This is a genomic window from Klebsiella ornithinolytica (genome assembly GCF_030505655.1).
In the GTDB taxonomy this organism is placed as follows: domain Bacteria; phylum Pseudomonadota; class Gammaproteobacteria; order Enterobacterales; family Enterobacteriaceae; genus Klebsiella; species Klebsiella ornithinolytica.
Map to the genome: position 1 here is coordinate 5,017,439 of NZ_CP130153.1, position 16,463 is coordinate 5,033,901.

Below are 16,463 nucleotides of genomic sequence, written 5' to 3' on the forward strand. Positions count from 1 at the left end.
TAAGGCGGGCGCATAGGCGCCCGTTGGTGTCACAGCGCTACCGGGAATAGCGAACCTAAAATCATTGCGCCGAGGATGGCGCCGCCGGTGATCGGCTTCTGCCAGATGTAGAACAGCAGCGCGCCGACCAAAGAACCGATACCGATAGGAATTGAGGCGGTCATGGCGCTGAGGATAATCAACGGCCCGAGGAAACGGCCCGAGGCGTTACCGGCCCCCATCATCACATCGGCACCGTAGGTGGAGTCGCTCTGATTGATGGTGAACTTACGCGCCAGAATAATGATGTAGCCAATCGCCAGGCCCAGCGCGAGACCGGTCGCCAGCGAGGCGGCAAAGTTCGCCACCGGGAAGACAATACCAGCCCCGAGCAGCAGCGCCGGAACGCCAAGACCGACGCCGGTCTGAATCGCGCCGCCGATATCGAGGATCCCGACCAGCGAACCTTCGATAATACGGGCGAAGAGGAAGCTGGCGCCGAACGCGGCTACCGCGCCATAAGCGCCGGTATCAATACCCGCTTTCAGCATGGCCACGAAGGCCACTTCGTTAAATGCGCCGATGCCGTAGAGGTAATACATGTGGGTCCCGGCGAAAACACCGGACGAAAGCAGACCAACAAAAATCGGAAACGACCAGTCGGCATACCAAAAACCTTTATTCTGTTCCATTTAGAGGCTCCTGTTATTTGCCGCTGAGCGAGTTGTGGATCAGATCCAACCAGTTCGGCACGGTCAGATGGAAGGATTGCAGTGTCTTAATGTCAAAGCCGCGGAAGAAGGCGCTCAGGACAAACAGCGCAATAATGGCGGACATCATCACTTTGGTGACGCGGTTCCAGCCGCTCTCTTCTACGCCTTTACCGATCAGGATCCCCAGTACCAGGCCCGGTACGGCGTTGCCCATAATCAGCTGCGCCGCGCCGCCGAAAATAGTGGCCCAGAAGCCCGATTTTTTACCGGCGTCGATGGCTGCCAGCCAGAAGATAACCGGCATTACGGTGTTAACCAGCAGGTTGGCCGCCGGGACCAGCACCTTCACCGCGGTGACCTGCAGCGCTTCCGGTACGGAAGAGGCGGTCAGGTTTAAGAAGGCGACCACCAGCATGCCGATGATGCCGCAGGCAATCGCCATTTTCTTCGGATCGTGCAGCGTTTCGCCGACGTTACGATTTTTCAACATCAATGCCGCCGCGCCCCAGTTCGGGATAATGCGGTGATCGACGTCCTGGGTGAATGAGCCTGCTGCAACGGAAGAGGCCCAGGCGTTAAAGAAGAATCCCAGACCAAAGGAGAAGTGAGAAGCCGGATCGCCTTCGCAGGAATTCAGCTCGCCCAAGGTACGAAACGCCCCCATCCCCTGGGTGGTAGGCGCATGAAACATGCGTGCCGCTCCGGCGCCCACTCCGACGCCGACCAGGCCGCCGATAATGAGCGATTTTATTAAAATTATCAGGAACATAGTTTAACCCTATGATGAAATTCAGGTTTGCGTGACGAAATCCACTTTATCGACATTAATGGCCGTCACGTTGACGGTGACATCCAGCTCCACGCTGTAGGTCCGTCGTTCACGACGCAAAAAGAAGAACAGAAACGCTTCTTTGCGCGTCGCTTCATGCGCACGAACAACCTTCACATCCTGTGGCTCAATACGCAGTAAGATATGCGGCGAGGTTTTCATCACCGCTGCCTGTACATGGCTCAGGGCGTCGGCGAAGGCCCGTGCTTTGCTTTCGCCTTTACCCTTCACGCTCACCGTCGTGGTGAATTGCTCTTTCATGCTCACGCGCCGTATTTCTTTTTCCAGGCTTCCACCAGGCGCTCGCCCAGCTCTTCTTTATCCATAAAGCCGAAACCCAGTACGTTGTAGCCTTCGTTGATCGCAGTCACGCCTTCATCAACGGAGCGCATGCCATATTTTGCCTTGTAGCCGTGCTTGTTCTGCGCAGTGATGGCGCCTGCGCCGCCGCTGCCGCAGAAGGAGATGCCGAAGGTGGCGTTTTCTGCTTTCATCATGTCGCCGAGCTTCATATCGGCGGCAACACCCGGTACAACAACAGCACGAGCACCGGCTTTTTCCGCGCCAGCGGCCACTTTTTGCCCTTTACCCAGGCGGTCGCCAATTACCACAGTAATCTGTTCCATTTTATTGCTCCTTACAGGTTGTCTTTTGCTACTTCGAAGTGGACGGACAGCAGCCAGGACTCTTCTTCTGGCAGGTTGCCGAATTCCGCGACCACTTCGCGGGCCAGCATCATTGAATCTTCTGAAATTTCTTCAAACAGGCTGGCATCCACTTCCGGCAGCGGCTCGCCGCTAATCGACCGGTGGGCCATCGCCCGCACGTGGGAAGTCAGCATCTGCTCCTGGACGGCGTTGGGGATGATATTGCGACGGCTTAACAGTGCATAAACCCGTGGCAGCATCTTCTCAGCCAACTGCTCCGTTTGCTTTGCCTGTTCCCCTACGTCGTTTATTACCGCTCCGTTATTCACTTGTGTTACCCCGTTGATGTCTCTGGGGATAAAACTAGCGCCGGGGGGAAGGAGTTTGTAGCGAGTTGTTTTCCACTTCGAAGTGGAAAGGCGGACGGCATGCGTGATCTATTGCACATAATCGACGTGAAACTGTCGCGGAGAGGACGTTTTGGGCGAAATCACGTGATGAGCATCACAAGAAAATCATTGCGTTGGCGGTTGCCGTTGCCTGAATAAGCGGAAAAGAAAAAGGGAAAAGTGTGATGCCAGCAGGGTTTTATCGCGGGAGACAAGCAGGAGGTCTCGACAGAAACCTCCTGTAACAGACGTTAACGGTATTTCTGATGGTAGGTATTACGGGTTGTTTTGAACCCTTCAGCGGCAGCCTGCGCCTCTTTTACTTTACCTTCCTCCGCCAGCTTCAGCGCACCGTCAATCTGACCAATCAGAATATCCAGACCGTGACGATAGTCTTTCATTTCCGCACTGTCCGCCGCTTTGCCTTCCAGCTTCTGCGGGGTGGCTTGCTGCGCATCCACGGCGGCACCGCGCATCTTCGTCAATGCCGCTTTCAGTTCGCCCGCATCGGAGGTCTTCTGCACCACCTGCAGGTTTTGCGCGATAGTATCCATATCTTCGCCCAGTTCAGCGGCGAATGCCGAAACAGACCCCATCGTAAGGGCGGAGACGGCCAGCATTGCTAACAGTTTTTTACGCATTGCTCACATCCTTTTTTATTATTTAAGCAAACGGGCGCCGCAGGGAGCGCCCTTCTGTACAGATTATTCTGCAAACTGGATGGTGAATAGTGGGGATAATCCGCTATTACTGTCCGGCGATTTTCATCTCAGGCAACAGCACGGAACCGCACTGGATATTGCTACGCGTTTCAATATCGTCACCCACGGTCACGATATTACGCCACATATCTTTCAAATTGCCGGCGATGGTAATTTCGCTTACCGGATACTGAATTTCACCATTCTCAACCCAGAAGCCAGAAGCGCCGCGCGAATAATCGCCGGTCACGCCACTGACACCCTGCCCCATCAATTCGGTGACGACAAGTCCGGTGCCCATCTCTTTAAGCAACTTTTCAAAACTCAAACCGCGGCCGTTAATCCGCCAGTTATGAATGCCGCCCGCGTGTCCGGTGCTCTTCATGCCCAGCTTGCGCGCCGAGTAGTTGGTCAGTAGCCACTGCGTCAGCACGCCGTCTTTAATAATGTCACGACGTTCCGTGCGCACGCCTTCGCTGTCGAACGGCGTCGAGGCCAGTCCTTTCAGCAGATGCGGATGCTCTTCAATCGTCAGCCACTCCGGCAGAATCTGCTGGCCGAGGGAGTCGAGCAGGAAAGTGGATTTGCGATAGACCGCGCCGCCGGCGATAGCACCGACCAGGTGACCAAACAGCCCGGTGGCGACTTCGTTGGCAAAGATAACCGGTGCTTTCATCGTCGAGAGTTTACGCGGCGCCAGGCGCGACAGGGTGCGGCGGGCGCATTCGTCACCGACCCACTCCGGGGTATGCAAATCTTCGAGCGCACGGCCAATGGTGTAAGCGTAATCGCGCTCCATATCGCCGTTCTCTTCCGCGATAACGCAGCTGGAGAGCGAATGGCGAGTTGAGCAGTAGCTCTGCAACATGCCGTGGCTGTTGCCGAACACTTTAATGCCGTAATGGCTATTGAAGCTGCCGCCTTCGGTATTGGTAATGCGTTTATCCGCCTGCAGAGCGACCTGTTCCGCGCGCGCGGCCAGCTCGATTGCCTGATCCGGAGTCACTTCCGCCGGATGGAACAGGTCAAGATCCGGGGCGTCAAAGGCCAGCAGCTCTTTATCCGCCACGCCGGCAAACGGATCCGGGGAGGTATAGCGGGCAATATCCAGTGCCGCCTGTACCGTGCGGGCTATCGCCTGCGGGCTCAGATCGGTTGAAGAGGCGCTTCCCTTGCGGTTCTGATGATAAACGGTGATGCCTAACGCACCATCGCTATTAAATTCTACGTTCTCCACCTCGCCGTAGCGGGTGCTGACGCTGATGCCGGTGGTTTTGCTGACGGAGACTTCCGCACCGTCTGATTTGCCTGCCGCCAGTTCCAGCGCCGTGGTCACGGCCTCTTCCAGCGTCTTGCGCTGTTGTGCAACTTGAGAGATGACTTTCATCGCTAATGCCATAATGTAGGAAGGTGTTAAGTGAAGTCTAACAGAGAACCGTTTTTCAGTGCGCGCCTTAACTGGTAACATTAGCCTCTTTTTTTAAGGAGCCTGAGATGACTAAGCAGCCCGATGACTGGCTCGACGACGTGCCCGGTGATGACGTTGAAGATGAAGACGATGAAATTATCTGGGTCAGTAAAAGTGAAATTAAACGTGACGCGGAAGAACTGAAGCGTCTTGGCGCTGAAATGGTTGAGCTGGGAAAAAACGCGCTGGATAAAATCCCGCTCGATAGCGACCTGCGCGACGCCATTGAACTCGCCCAACGTATCAAGAAAGAGGGTCGCCGCCGCCAGATGCAGCTGATTGGTAAAATGCTGCGCAGCCGCGATGTCGATCCGATTCGCCAGGCGTTGGACAAGCTGAAGAACCGTCACAACCAGCAGGTTGCGCTGTTCCATAAGCTGGAAATGATTCGCGATCGCCTGATTGAAGAGGGTGATGATGCGGTCCCGGAAGTGTTAAACCTGTGGCCTGACGCCGATCGTCAGCAGCTGCGTTCGCTTATCCGTAACGCCAAAAAAGAGAAAGAAGGCAACAAGCCGCCGAAATCCGCGCGCCTGATCTTCCAGTATCTGCGTGAACTGGCTGAAGGCGAAAGCTAACTCCGCGTTTGCCCGTCAGATTTTCCCGGAGGCGGCGCTTTGCGCCTGTCCGGGCTACCGGATAACGCTGTACCTGTAGCCCGGCAAGCGATAGCCTCGCCGGGAATATCCGCTCTCTACGCGCGCCCTCACCTTCATTCCTGATTCCTCATTCCTGATTCCTCATTCCTGTTTCCTGTTTCCTGTTTCCTGATTACCGCCCTGGCGTTCGCCCGGTTTTTACCATTCCCCAAAAAGCTGAATCGTTAAAGCTAATGATGCTTAAATTCACATATTTAAAGTCGAATTAATTTCATGTTGCTTATAAAAAGCGATATTTATCGCATTTAAAAATTTAAAAATGCGCATTTACTCACCAGGTGAGGCACTTCACGTTTTAATCGGCCACTTGCAATTAGATTTCCTTCATCGGAAACACAATCGATTCAGCAAAAGGGATGAAAAATGAAAAAAACTCTGATTTTGACGGCCATTTCCATGCTTATTTCTGGTCAGGTAGCGGCGAAAACGTGGGTGCTGACAAGCGCTGAAAGCGGCACTGACAAAGGAAACTGGCAGATAACAAGCGATCAGCTGAAGATAAAAGATCGCGATTTCAGCATTGAGCAAAAAGTCCTCCACGGCGGCAAACAGGAAGGCAGTAAAATTCTGGTCATCCGCAGTAAAGATGGCCTGACTATCGCCCTCAGCCCGACCCGGGGCATGAACCTGCTGAAAATTGAAGGTTTCGGCACGCGAATGGGCTGGGATTCACCGGTGAAAGAGGTCGTCAATCCGGCCTTTATCAACCTCGAAAGCCGGAACGGGCTGGGCTGGCTGGAAGGTTTCAATGAGATGATGGTGCGCTGCGGCTATGAGTGGACCGGCCACCCGGTCGCTGCTGACGGGCAAATTTATACCCTGCACGGTAAAGCCGGGAATACGCCGGCATCGCAGGTGGAAGTCGAAGTGGCGGATACCGCCCCGTATGAGATCCGCATTCGCGGGCTGGTGAAAGAGAGCACCTTCAAAAAAGCCGATTTGCAGACCATGACCGAACTGCGCTATGTCCCCGGCAGCAACAGCTTCAGCCTGCATGATGTCTTAACCAACCACGCGGATTACCCGCATGATTACCAGATCATTTATCACAGCAACTTCGGTACGCCGATTCTGGAAGAGGGAGCGCGTTTTCTGGCACCTATGTCCAGCATCAGTCCGTTCAACGACTATGCCAAAGCGGGCCTGAAGACCTGGCAAACCTACGCCGGGCCGACCAAAGGGTTCGACGAGATGGTATTCAATATTCAGCCGCTGGCGGATGACAACCACCAGACCCTGGCCGCGGTGGTTAACAAGGCGGGAGATAAAGGGGCGTCAATTCAGTTTGATACCCGCCAGCTACCGGTGCTGACGCTGTGGAAAAACACCGACAGCGTAAAACAGGGCTACGTCACCGGTATTGAGCCGGGCACCAGCTATGCCTATCCGGTCACCATTGAGCGCGAACAGAAACGCGTGAAACAGCTTCAGCCAGGAGCCAGCACGCAGTTTGACCTGACCTATACACTGCTGCACAGCAGCGAACAGGTTGCCGACGTTGAGAAGAAAATTGCCGCAATTCAGGGTGATACCAAAGTGGCAGAAGACGAAACGCCTATCGCGAAGGAGTAATTTAACACCTGAAGCATGCCCCGGGTTGCGGCCAACGCGTCGGACCCGGGCAGCCTGCCTACGCCATCACCACCTGACGTAAATCCTCAGCAAAACGCCGATACTGCGCTTCATCAACCGCCTGAGGGTAGCCCAGCACCAGCAATGCATGATCGGCGATGCCGGCATGATAGCTTGGGTGAGAATGCGGCCACGAACTGGCGCGAAAACCCATCGTTTCATAAAAACGCAGCCGCTTATGGGCAATGTCGCTGGTTAACGGGTCGATTTCCAGAATGGTCAACGGCGCGCGTTCAAGGATCCCGGCCAGCAGGCGTTTGCCATAGCCGCGAGAGCGCAGCGTATCGTCAATCGCCAGATGTTCAATATAGCTGTAGCCGCTAAACTGCCAGCAGCCGCTCAGGCCAATAAAGAGTTCCCCGTCAAACCACGCTTCCAGCGCATAGCGCGGATCGCGCAGCGCCTGCTGCTTTGCCGCCGGTTCTCGCTGTTCATGCCACGGAAACGCTTTGACGTACAGCGCATCAACGGCAGAAAAATAAACCGAGTCGATAGCGGTGATTTTTTTCGCTGTGAGCATGACAAATCCAGAGTCACAAAAGGAGATCTGCCCTCGCGCGGAGGGCAGAACGGGACAGGCCGCGCAGTTATTCCGCTGCGGCGGCTTTGCTGGCCAGCTTATCGAGCAGCTTCTGATGAATGCCGCCAAAACCACCGTTGCTCATCACCAGAATATGATCGCCCGGGTGCGCGGTTTTGACCACCATATCGGCCAGGACATCGACATCGGCGCTCCAGTGCGCAGGCTGCACGCAGGCGTCCGCCACTTCCGCAACCTGCCACGGAATGTGCTGCGGCTGCAGCAGGAACACTTCGTCGGCACGGCCCAAGGACGGCGCCAGATCGTCTTTGCACACCCCCATTTTCATGGTGTTGGAGCGCGGCTCCAGTACCGCGAGGATTCGCGCGGTTCCGCCGACTTTACCGCGCAGCGCCTGCAGCGTCGCCAGGATCGCCGTCGGATGATGGGCGAAATCGTCATACACGGTCACGCCGTTGGCTTCGCCGCGCAGCTCAAGGCGGCGACGTGCGTTGATAAAACCGCCCAGCGCATTGGCGGCATCGGCCGGCAGCACGCCAACATGACGAGCCGCGGCAATCGCCATCAGGCCGTTATGCATGTTGTGTTCACCGACCAGATCCCACTTCACTTCCCCGGCTTTCTCGCCGTCCAGCCAGACTTCCCACTGCGAAGCATCGGCGTTGAGCTTCTTCGCCTGCCAGTGGCCCTGCTCGCCCACCAGCTCCTGCTCGCTCCAGCAGCCCATCGCCATCGTCTGTTTCAGATTGATGTCGTTTTCCGGCAGGATAATTTTGCCTTTACCCGGCACAATTCGCACCAGATGATGGAACTGTTTCTGAATCGCTTTCAGGTCGTCAAAGATATCCGCATGATCGAATTCAAGGTTATTGAGGATCAGCGTACGCGGGCAGTAGTGGACAAATTTGGAACGTTTATCGAAGAAGGCACAGTCATACTCATCGGCTTCGATAACGAAGAACGGGCTGTCGCCCAGACGGGCGGAAACATCGAAGTTACCCGGTACGCCGCCGATCACGAAACCAGGCTTATAGCCACAGGCTTCAAGGATCCATGTCGCCATTCCCGCGGTGGTGGTTTTCCCGTGGGTACCGGCAACCGCCAGAACCCAGCGATCGCGCAGGACGAAATCATGCAGCCACTGCGGGCCGGACATATACGGAATGTTATTTTCCAGTACCGCTTCGACGCACGGATTGCCGCGGGTCATTGCATTACCGATGATCACCAGGTCCGGCCGGGGCTCCAGCTGGCTGGCATCATAGCCTTGAATCAAATCGATGCCCTGGTTTTCCAGCAGGGTACTCATTGGCGGATAGACGTTAGCATCCGACCCCGTTACCTCATGACCGAGAGAACGAGCCAGCATCGCCAGTCCTCCCATAAACGTGCCACAGATACCTAAAATATGAATGCGCATTCGTCGTTTCCCTTTTTAATCTGGGGCACATTTTACCCATATGTACGGCATCAGAGAAATGCATTTCAGGCGAATCCGTTTTTTGCTGGCGCGATTCACCTGTGCGTATTTTTTTTATTCTTTGTTAAGATTGTTGCGTTCGTTTTACTTCACATAAACATGCAGGGAACGGGTTATGAAAACGTTAGGTGAATTTATTGTCGAAAAGCAACACGAGTTCTCCCACGCAACCGGCGAGCTTACTGCTTTGTTGTCGGCGATAAAGTTAGGCGCCAAGATCATCCACCGCGATATCAACAAGGCCGGTCTGGTCGATATCCTGGGTGCCAGCGGTGCTGAAAACGTCCAGGGTGAGGTACAGCAAAAACTCGACCTGTTCGCCAATGAAAAATTGAAAGCTGCACTGCGAGCGCGCGATATCGTGGCAGGGATTGCCTCCGAAGAAGAAGATGAGATCGTCGTCTTTGAAGGCTGTGAACACGCGAAATACGTGGTGCTCATGGACCCTCTGGATGGCTCCTCTAACATCGACGTTAACGTCTCCGTCGGGACTATCTTCTCCATCTACCGTCGCATAACTCCGGTTGGAACACCGGTCACCGTTGAAGATTTCCTGCAGCCGGGCAGCAAGCAAGTCGCGGCAGGCTATGTGGTTTACGGCTCTTCCACCATGCTGGTCTATACAACCGGCTGCGGCGTACATGCCTTCACCTACGATCCTTCTCTTGGCGTATTCTGCCTCTCTCAGGAGCGCATGCGCTTCCCGGAGAAAGGCAACACCTACTCCATTAACGAAGGTAACTACATCAAGTTCCCGATGGGCGTGAAGAAGTACATCAAGTTCTGTCAGGAAGAAGATAGCGCAACCCAGCGCCCCTACACCTCGCGCTATATCGGCTCGCTGGTGGCGGATTTTCACCGCAACCTGCTGAAAGGCGGCATCTATCTGTATCCGAGCACCGCCAGCCACCCGGACGGTAAGCTGCGCCTGCTGTACGAATGCAACCCGATGGCGTTCCTCGCGGAACAGGCGGGCGGTAAAGCCAGCGATGGTAAAGAACGTATTCTCGATATCATCCCAACCAGCCTGCACCAGCGTCGTTCTTTCTTCGTCGGCAACAACCATATGGTTGAAGACGTCGAGAACTTCATTAAAGAGTTCCCGGACGCGTAACGCTTCCCTTCCCCTCCCGTTCGGGAGGGGAGTTTTCCGCTAACGATGCGCCGTTCCGCTCACCCGGGTAACCGGGGAGTTCTGCCGGTTTTCCCACAGCACCGTCAGACCACGCTGCAAGGCGATAAAAACAAACAGCAAAATCCCGATGGCAATTTTTGTCCACCATGAGCTCAGGGTGCCGTCGAAGTTAATGTAGGTCTGAATCAGCCCCTGAATCGCCACCCCGAACAGCGTTCCCAGCACCGTCCCGACGCCGCCGCTCAACAGCGTGCCGCCAATCACCACCGATGCGATCGCATCCAGCTCAACGCCAACGCCGGCGAGAGCATACCCGGCCTGGGTATAGACAGAAAACACGATCCCCGCCAGCGTCGCCAGCCCGGTGGACAGCATATAAATTCGAATGGTCGTACTGCGGGTCGAAATGCCCATCAGGTTCGCCGAGACCGCGCTACCGCCGATGGCGTAAACCTGGTTACCGAAGCGGGTGCGATGGGCCATAAAGATACCCGCCACCACCACCAGCAGCATCAGCAGCCCCATTGCGCTCAGACGTCCGCCGCCGGGAATCGTCCACGCCAGCCCGGACAGGGTGTCATACAGCGGATGATCGATAGGAATCGACTCTTCGGACACCAGATAGCTGACGCCGCGCAGAAAGAACATCCCGGCGAGGGTAATAATAAACGCCGGGATTTTCAGCGCATCGATCAGCCAGCCCATCAGCGCACCAAACCCGCAGCCCATCGCCAGCACCAGCGGGAATGCCAGCAGCGGATCGACGCCCCAGGCACCAATGGCCTTCGCCAGAAACACGCCGGTGAAGGCGATAACCGACCCGACCGAAAGATCGATCCCGCCGGAGAGGATCACGAAGGTCATGCCGACGGCAATGATGCCCAGAAAGGCGTTGTCAGTCAGGATGTTGCAGATAACCCGCGTCGAAGCAAAGCCGGGAAACTGGGTCAGGCAGTACAGATAGCCCAGCACAAAGACGGCCAGGGTGATCATCAACGGTAAATTACGTTTTATCATGGCCGCGTACTCCTTTCAGTAAGCCAATAAAGCGCGGCGACTGGACGATCAATACGCACAGAACCACCACCGCCTTCACCACCTGATTCATCTCCGGCGGGAAGCCCGACAGCAGGATCCCGGTATTCATTCCCTGGATGATCAGGGCTCCGACCACCGAAAGTAGCAGGTTAAAGCGCCCGCCCATCAGCGATCCGCCGCCGATCACCACCGCCAGGATGGCATCCAGCTCCAGCCACAGCCCGGCGTTATTGGCATCGGCACCGCGAATGTCTGCCGCCACGATTATTCCGGCAATCGCCGCGCAGATACCGCTCAGCACATAGGCCAGCATCACCACAATCCGGGTATTCACGCCGGCGTTTTTCGCTGCCCGAATGTTGATCCCCACCGCTTCGATAAACATCCCCAGCGCCGTTTTACGGGTGAACAGCCAAAACAGCAGCAGCGTCGCGGCCGCGATCAGGACCGGCGTCGGCAACAGCAGCAGCGAACCGCTCCCGAGCCAGGCCAGGTGCGGTGAATCGAAGGTCACGATCTGCCCGGAGGTAATCAGCTGCGCGACGCCGCGCCCGGCAACCATCAGAATCAGCGTGGCCACGAAAGGCTGGATCTTCAGGATCGCGACCAGAATACCGTTCCATAAGCCCGCCAGCGCCCCCGCCGCCACGGAGGCCAGCAGCACCACCGGCAGACTGTGTCCGGCAACGGTCATCGAGGCCGCTGTCGCGCCGGCAATCGCCATCACCGCGCCAACCGACAGATCGATTCCGCCGGTAGCAATCACCAGCGTCATACCTATCGCCAGCAGCGCCACCGGCGCCGCGCGGTTGAGAATATCAATCGGGCTGCCGAACAGGCGCCCGTCCTGTAACACAATCTGAAAGAAGTGCGGCGCCACGAAGCTATCCACCACCAGCACGAGGATCAGGGCGATAATTTGCGGCATACCTTTCGGCCAGCTGAAGCGCCGCTTTGGCTGGCCGGTTTGTGGAACTGATCGAGGCATCATGGGTTACTCCTTATGCCGCAATAGCGTTCATGATCGCCGGGACAGAAAGCTCGGCTAGCGGGATCTCCGCTACCTGCTTACGATCGCGCATAATAATCACCCGATCGGCATAGCCCACCAGCTCTTCCAGCTCCGAGGAGATGACCAGCAGCGCCAGACCATCGGCGCACAGGGTTTCGATCAGGCGGATGATCTCCGCATGGGCGCCAACATCGATCCCGCGCGTCGGCTCATCGAGGATCAGGAACTGCGGTTTGGTCAGCAGCCAACGGGAAAGCAGCACCTTCTGCTGATTGCCGCCGGAGAGAAATTCGATCGGCTGTTCGGCGCTGGGGGTGCGAATACCGAGCTGGCGGATAAAGCGTTCGGCAATGTCATTTTGCTCGCGTCGCGGAATCGGCCGCAGCCAGCCGCGCTGCGCCTGCAGCGCCAGGACTATATTTTCCCGCACCGATGCCGCGGCAATAATCCCGTCGGTTTTACGATCCTCAGGACAGAAGCCGATGCCCAGGCTTGACGCCTGGTGCGGCGAACGCAGCCCCTGCGCTTTACCTTTGATCCACGCGGTGCCGCTGTCTGCCGGTTTGATGCCGAAAATAACCTCGGCAGTTTCCGTGCGTCCGGATCCGAGCAGTCCCGCCAGACCGACGATCTCGCCGGGACGAACCTGAAGGTCAAACGGCGCAATAACGCCTTTCTTGCCAAAGCCCTCAAAGGCGGCGACCGGTTTGTCGCTCAGTAAAGTACGACCCGCGCGATGCAGGGCATCGTGCTCAAGCTCGCGGCCAAGCATCATCTTCACTAACTCGATCTGCGGCAATTCGCGGGTTTCCCGGCAGCCGACAAAACCGCCGTTGCGCAGAACGGTAATCCGGTCGCTGACGGCATACACCTGATCGAGGAAGTGGGTGACGAAAATCAGGCTGACGCCATCGTCGCGCAGCTGGCGCATCAGGGTGAAGAGCATCTCCACTTCCTGGGTGTCCAGACTGGCGGTCGGTTCATCGAGGATCAGCACTCTGGCCGACAGGTCGATGGCCCGACAAATCGCGACGATCTGCTGCATCGCTACCGAAAAGCGGTTCAGCGGTTCGCGAACGTCGAGGGAAAAACCGTAGGAGGCCATCAGCGCGGTGGCGCGCTTTTCCATCTCTTTGCGCCGTAGCAGGCCAAAACGACGGGGTTCACGTCCGAGGAACAGATTGTCCGCCACCGACATGTTTGGCAGCAGGTTAACCTCCTGATAAACCGTCCCGATGCCCAGTTGCTGGGCATGAGCGGTATTTTTCGGCGATATTTCCTGCCCCTCCAGCCAGATCGCCCCGCGATCGGCGTGGTACACGCCGGTGAGGGCTTTAATCAATGTGGATTTACCCGCCCCGTTTTCGCCCAGCAGCGCCATGATTTCACCGCGCCGCAGACTGAAATTGACATTATCCAGCGCTTTGACGCCGGGGAAAAACTTGCTAAGCCCTTCCGTGCGAAGGATTTCCTGGCTTACCTCGGCGTTCATATTCAGTCTCACCTTCAGAGGATGAAAGACGGCTCCCGGTCGCACAACGCTGACCGGGCTACCGACAGGCGCGGATCGATGGACCGCCAGCATTAGCCGGGGAGCCATTCAGGCGATGCGGCACATCGCCTGGTTATTGCTTCTCCCGACGGACTCAGTAGCCCATGTTTTTCTTCTTCTCGAGCTCTTCTTTCGCCGTATCCGGCAGATAAAGCGTCGATTTGGTGATGGTCAGCTTCTCTGGCAGCGTGCCGTCCTTTTTATATTTCTCCAGCGCATCAAATGCGGGGCCGGCCATATTTGGCGTCAGCTCGACGCTGGCGTTCGCTTCCCCCGCCATCATCGCTTTATAAATATCCGGGACGCCGTCAATTGAGCCGGTGAGGATATCTTTACCCGGTTTCAGCCCGGCTTCTTTAATGGCCTGAATCGCGCCAATAACCATGTCATCGTTATGGGCAAAGACCATGCAGATGTTCTTGCCGTTATTTTCCGCTTTAATAAAGCTCTCCATCACCTCTTTGCCTTTGCTGCGGGTAAAGTCGCCGGACTGAGAGCGAATGATTTTGATGTTTGGCGTTTTGGCGATAACGTCAGCAAACCCTTTCTTACGATCGATCGCTACGCTGGCACCAACGGTGCCCTGCAGCTCAACCACGTTACACGGCTTGCCGTCGACCGTTTTCACCAGCCAGTCACCAATCAGCTGACCTTCAAGCACGTTATTGGCGGTGACGGTGGTCATGTAGAGATCTTTGTCTTTGACATCAATCGAGCGGTCGAGCAGGAATACCGGAATTTTGGCCTCTTTGGCCTCTTTCAACACCGGTTCCCAGCCGGTCGCCACGACTGGCGCGATAAAGATGGCGTCAACGCCCTGGGCGATAAAGGAGCGAACGGCTTTAATCTGGTTTTCCTGTTTTTGCTGGCCGTCGGCAATCTTCAGAGTGATTCCGCGTTTGGCGGCCTCCTCTTTCGCAACGTTGGTTTCGGCCGCACGCCAGCCGGATTCAGATCCGACCTGCGAAAATCCTACGGTCAGAGGGGCAGCCATTGCCATAGACGACATAGCTGCGGAAACTGCTGTGACAAGAAGTAAGCGCTTCCACATAAAAAGGTCCTCATCGGGTTACTTTGGGTTAAACCGTCATCTGCGGACAAACTATAGACAACTCGTGATGTAACTGAATGCGTTACATCACACTTCGAAAAAGTAAATTAAATGTTAATTCCCGTGATTTAATCCAGCTGAGAGCGGATAAGGCTTCCCGCAGCTCGCATCTGCCGACGCATGAGGTGAAATTTTGCGCACGTTGAGAAATCAAACAGATGCAATGTAAACGGTTACATTGTTTTATTCAGGATGCGGCTATGTTTATGGATTTTCAGGTTGTTTTTCAGGGGGAAATTCAGACTGATTACCGGCGGGCAAAATAAAAAGAAGCCAAGACATTCGATGTGAGTTGGCTATAATACCAGGCACTTGTTTGCCATACATTTTAAAGGAAACAGACATGAGCTTACTCAACGTACCTGCGGGTAAAGATCTGCCGGAAGACATCTACGTCGTGATCGAGATCCCGGCTAACGCAGACCCAATCAAATACGAAGTCGACAAAGAGAGCGGCGCGCTGTTCGTTGATCGCTTCATGTCCACTGCGATGTTCTATCCGTGCAACTACGGCTATATCAACCACACCCTGTCTCTGGACGGCGACCCGGTTGACGTACTGGTCCCGACGCCGTACCCGCTGGAGCCAGGCTCTGTGATCCGCTGCCGTCCGGTTGGCGTACTGAAGATGACCGACGAATCTGGTGAAGATGCGAAACTGGTTGCCGTACCGCACACCAAGCTGAGCAAAGAGTACGATCACATCAAAGATGTGAACGACCTGCCGGAACTGCTGAAAGCACAGATCACCCACTTCTTCGAGCACTACAAAGACCTGGAAAAAGGCAAATGGGTGAAAGTTGACGGTTGGGACAATGCTGAAGCGGCTAAAGCTGAAATCATTGCTTCCTTCGAGCGCGCTAAGAAGTAATTCTGCCGCACTCAGATTGTCGAAAACACCGCCTCAGGGCGGTGTTTTTGTTTCTGACACGGAGCCATTTCCCGGGTGGCGGCTCACGCCTTACCCGGGCTACAAATACTCGCAGACATCATTCCGGGCAACCAACCCAAACACCGCACTTACCCGTAGCCCCGGTAAGCGCAGCGCCACCGGGGAACAAACGGTGCCAGTGCCGCAGCCTGCCACAGCCTCCAGGGCATCACTCCGGGCAACCAACCCAAACACCGGCCCTTACCCGTAGCCCCGGTAAGCGCAGCGCCACCGGGGAACAAACGGTGCCAGTGCCGCAGCCTGCCACAGCCTCCAGGGCATTACTCCGGGCAACCAACCCAAACACCGCCCTTACCCGTAGCCCCGCTAAGCGCAGCGCCACCGGGGAATAAACGATGCCAGTGCCACAGCCTCCAGGGCATCACTCCGGGCAACCAACCCAAACACCGGCCCTTACCCGTAGCCCCGGCAAGCGCAGCGCCACCGGGGAACAAACGGTGCCAGTGCCACAGCCTCCAGGGCACCACTCCGGGCAACCAACCCAAACACCGCCCTTACCCGTAGCCCCGGTAAGCGCAGCGCCACCGGGGAATAAACGGTGCCAGTGCCACAGCCTCCAGGGCACCACTCCGGGCAACCAACCCCAAACACCGCACTTACCCGTAGCCCCGGTAAGCGCAGCGCC

17 protein-coding genes are annotated in these 16,463 nt (G+C 56.1%); 4 read left to right on the plus strand and 13 right to left on the minus strand.

Annotation, left to right across the window (positions count from 1 at the left end):
- Positions 1-29: 29 nt before the first annotated feature.
- From Q1L34_RS23730 to pmbA, 7 genes are all read right to left on the minus strand, one after another.
- Complete coding sequence (locus Q1L34_RS23730) at positions 30-671, minus strand: DUF4310 family protein (protein ID WP_004857216.1); 642 nt, start codon at positions 669-671, stop codon at positions 30-32.
- A gap of 13 nt (positions 672-684) precedes the next feature.
- Positions 685-1,461 (minus strand): DUF4311 domain-containing protein, encoded by a 777-nt coding sequence (locus tag Q1L34_RS23735; RefSeq protein WP_004857213.1) that lies wholly within the window; start codon positions 1,459-1,461, stop codon positions 685-687.
- A gap of 21 nt (positions 1,462-1,482) precedes the next feature.
- The gene (locus Q1L34_RS23740) at positions 1,483-1,782 is read right to left on the minus strand and encodes a DUF4312 family protein (protein ID WP_004857212.1); all 300 of its coding nucleotides are present in this window, start codon (positions 1,780-1,782) and stop codon (positions 1,483-1,485) included.
- 2 nt (positions 1,783-1,784) lie between these two features.
- Entirely contained in the window at positions 1,785-2,147 is a 363-nt protein-coding gene (locus Q1L34_RS23745; protein WP_004098072.1) for an SFCGS family glycine-rich protein, read from the minus strand.
- An 11-nt stretch (positions 2,148-2,158) separates the two neighbouring features.
- A complete protein-coding gene (locus Q1L34_RS23750; protein WP_015585305.1) occupies positions 2,159-2,497 on the minus strand; it encodes a hypothetical protein in 339 nt (112 codons plus the stop codon).
- Positions 2,498-2,808: 311 nt separating this feature from the next.
- Positions 2,809-3,198, minus strand: a complete 390-nt coding sequence (gene cybC, locus Q1L34_RS23755; RefSeq protein WP_004857204.1) for a cytochrome b562 — start codon at positions 3,196-3,198, stop codon at positions 2,809-2,811.
- A 106-nt stretch (positions 3,199-3,304) separates the two neighbouring features.
- A complete protein-coding gene (gene pmbA / locus Q1L34_RS23760; RefSeq protein ID WP_004857202.1) occupies positions 3,305-4,657 on the minus strand; it encodes a metalloprotease PmbA in 1,353 nt (450 codons plus the stop codon).
- A gap of 95 nt (positions 4,658-4,752) precedes the next feature.
- Here pmbA and yjgA point away from each other — a divergent pair, with 95 nt between their 5' ends.
- Both yjgA and Q1L34_RS23770 read left to right on the plus strand, forming a co-directional pair.
- A complete protein-coding gene (gene yjgA, locus Q1L34_RS23765) occupies positions 4,753-5,304 on the plus strand; it encodes a ribosome biogenesis factor YjgA (RefSeq protein ID WP_004857200.1) in 552 nt (183 codons plus the stop codon).
- Between the two features lie 444 nt (positions 5,305-5,748).
- A complete protein-coding gene (locus tag Q1L34_RS23770; protein ID WP_044350421.1) occupies positions 5,749-6,957 on the plus strand; it encodes an aldose 1-epimerase family protein in 1,209 nt (402 codons plus the stop codon).
- A 58-nt stretch (positions 6,958-7,015) separates the two neighbouring features.
- Here Q1L34_RS23770 and Q1L34_RS23775 read toward each other — a convergent pair whose 3' ends face one another.
- Complete coding sequence (locus Q1L34_RS23775) at positions 7,016-7,537, minus strand: GNAT family N-acetyltransferase (protein WP_134936960.1); 522 nt, start codon at positions 7,535-7,537, stop codon at positions 7,016-7,018.
- A gap of 67 nt (positions 7,538-7,604) precedes the next feature.
- Positions 7,605-8,978, minus strand: a complete 1,374-nt coding sequence (gene mpl, locus Q1L34_RS23780) for a UDP-N-acetylmuramate:L-alanyl-gamma-D-glutamyl-meso-diaminopimelate ligase (RefSeq protein WP_004857194.1) — start codon at positions 8,976-8,978, stop codon at positions 7,605-7,607.
- Positions 8,979-9,153: 175 nt separating this feature from the next.
- Between mpl and fbp the strand changes: the two genes are divergently transcribed.
- Positions 9,154-10,152 (plus strand): class 1 fructose-bisphosphatase, encoded by a 999-nt coding sequence (gene fbp, locus Q1L34_RS23785; protein ID WP_004857193.1) that lies wholly within the window; start codon positions 9,154-9,156, stop codon positions 10,150-10,152.
- 39 nt (positions 10,153-10,191) lie between these two features.
- On the opposite strand, the gene yjfF is transcribed toward fbp, so the two are convergent.
- From yjfF to ytfQ, 4 genes are all read right to left on the minus strand, one after another.
- Positions 10,192-11,190, minus strand: coding sequence for a galactofuranose ABC transporter, permease protein YjfF (gene yjfF / locus Q1L34_RS23790; protein ID WP_004857190.1), 999 nt, complete (start codon positions 11,188-11,190; stop codon positions 10,192-10,194).
- The gene (gene ytfT / locus Q1L34_RS23795; protein ID WP_088402677.1) at positions 11,177-12,202 is read right to left on the minus strand and encodes a galactofuranose ABC transporter, ATP-binding protein YtfT; all 1,026 of its coding nucleotides are present in this window, start codon (positions 12,200-12,202) and stop codon (positions 11,177-11,179) included. Before ytfT ends, yjfF begins: the two co-directional genes overlap by 14 nt.
- A 10-nt stretch (positions 12,203-12,212) precedes the next feature.
- Positions 12,213-13,715, minus strand: a complete 1,503-nt coding sequence (gene ytfR / locus Q1L34_RS23800) for a galactofuranose ABC transporter, ATP-binding protein YtfR (RefSeq protein ID WP_004857182.1) — start codon at positions 13,713-13,715, stop codon at positions 12,213-12,215.
- Between the two features lie 154 nt (positions 13,716-13,869).
- Positions 13,870-14,826, minus strand: coding sequence for a galactofuranose ABC transporter, galactofuranose-binding protein YtfQ (ytfQ, locus tag Q1L34_RS23805; protein WP_004857179.1), 957 nt, complete (start codon positions 14,824-14,826; stop codon positions 13,870-13,872).
- A gap of 403 nt (positions 14,827-15,229) precedes the next feature.
- Between ytfQ and ppa the strand changes: the two genes are divergently transcribed.
- Positions 15,230-15,757 carry an inorganic diphosphatase gene (ppa, locus tag Q1L34_RS23810; RefSeq protein ID WP_004857176.1) on the plus strand — a complete coding sequence of 176 codons (528 nt, stop codon included), beginning with the start codon at positions 15,230-15,232 and terminating at the stop codon, positions 15,755-15,757.
- The last annotated feature ends 706 nt before the right edge of the window (positions 15,758-16,463 follow it).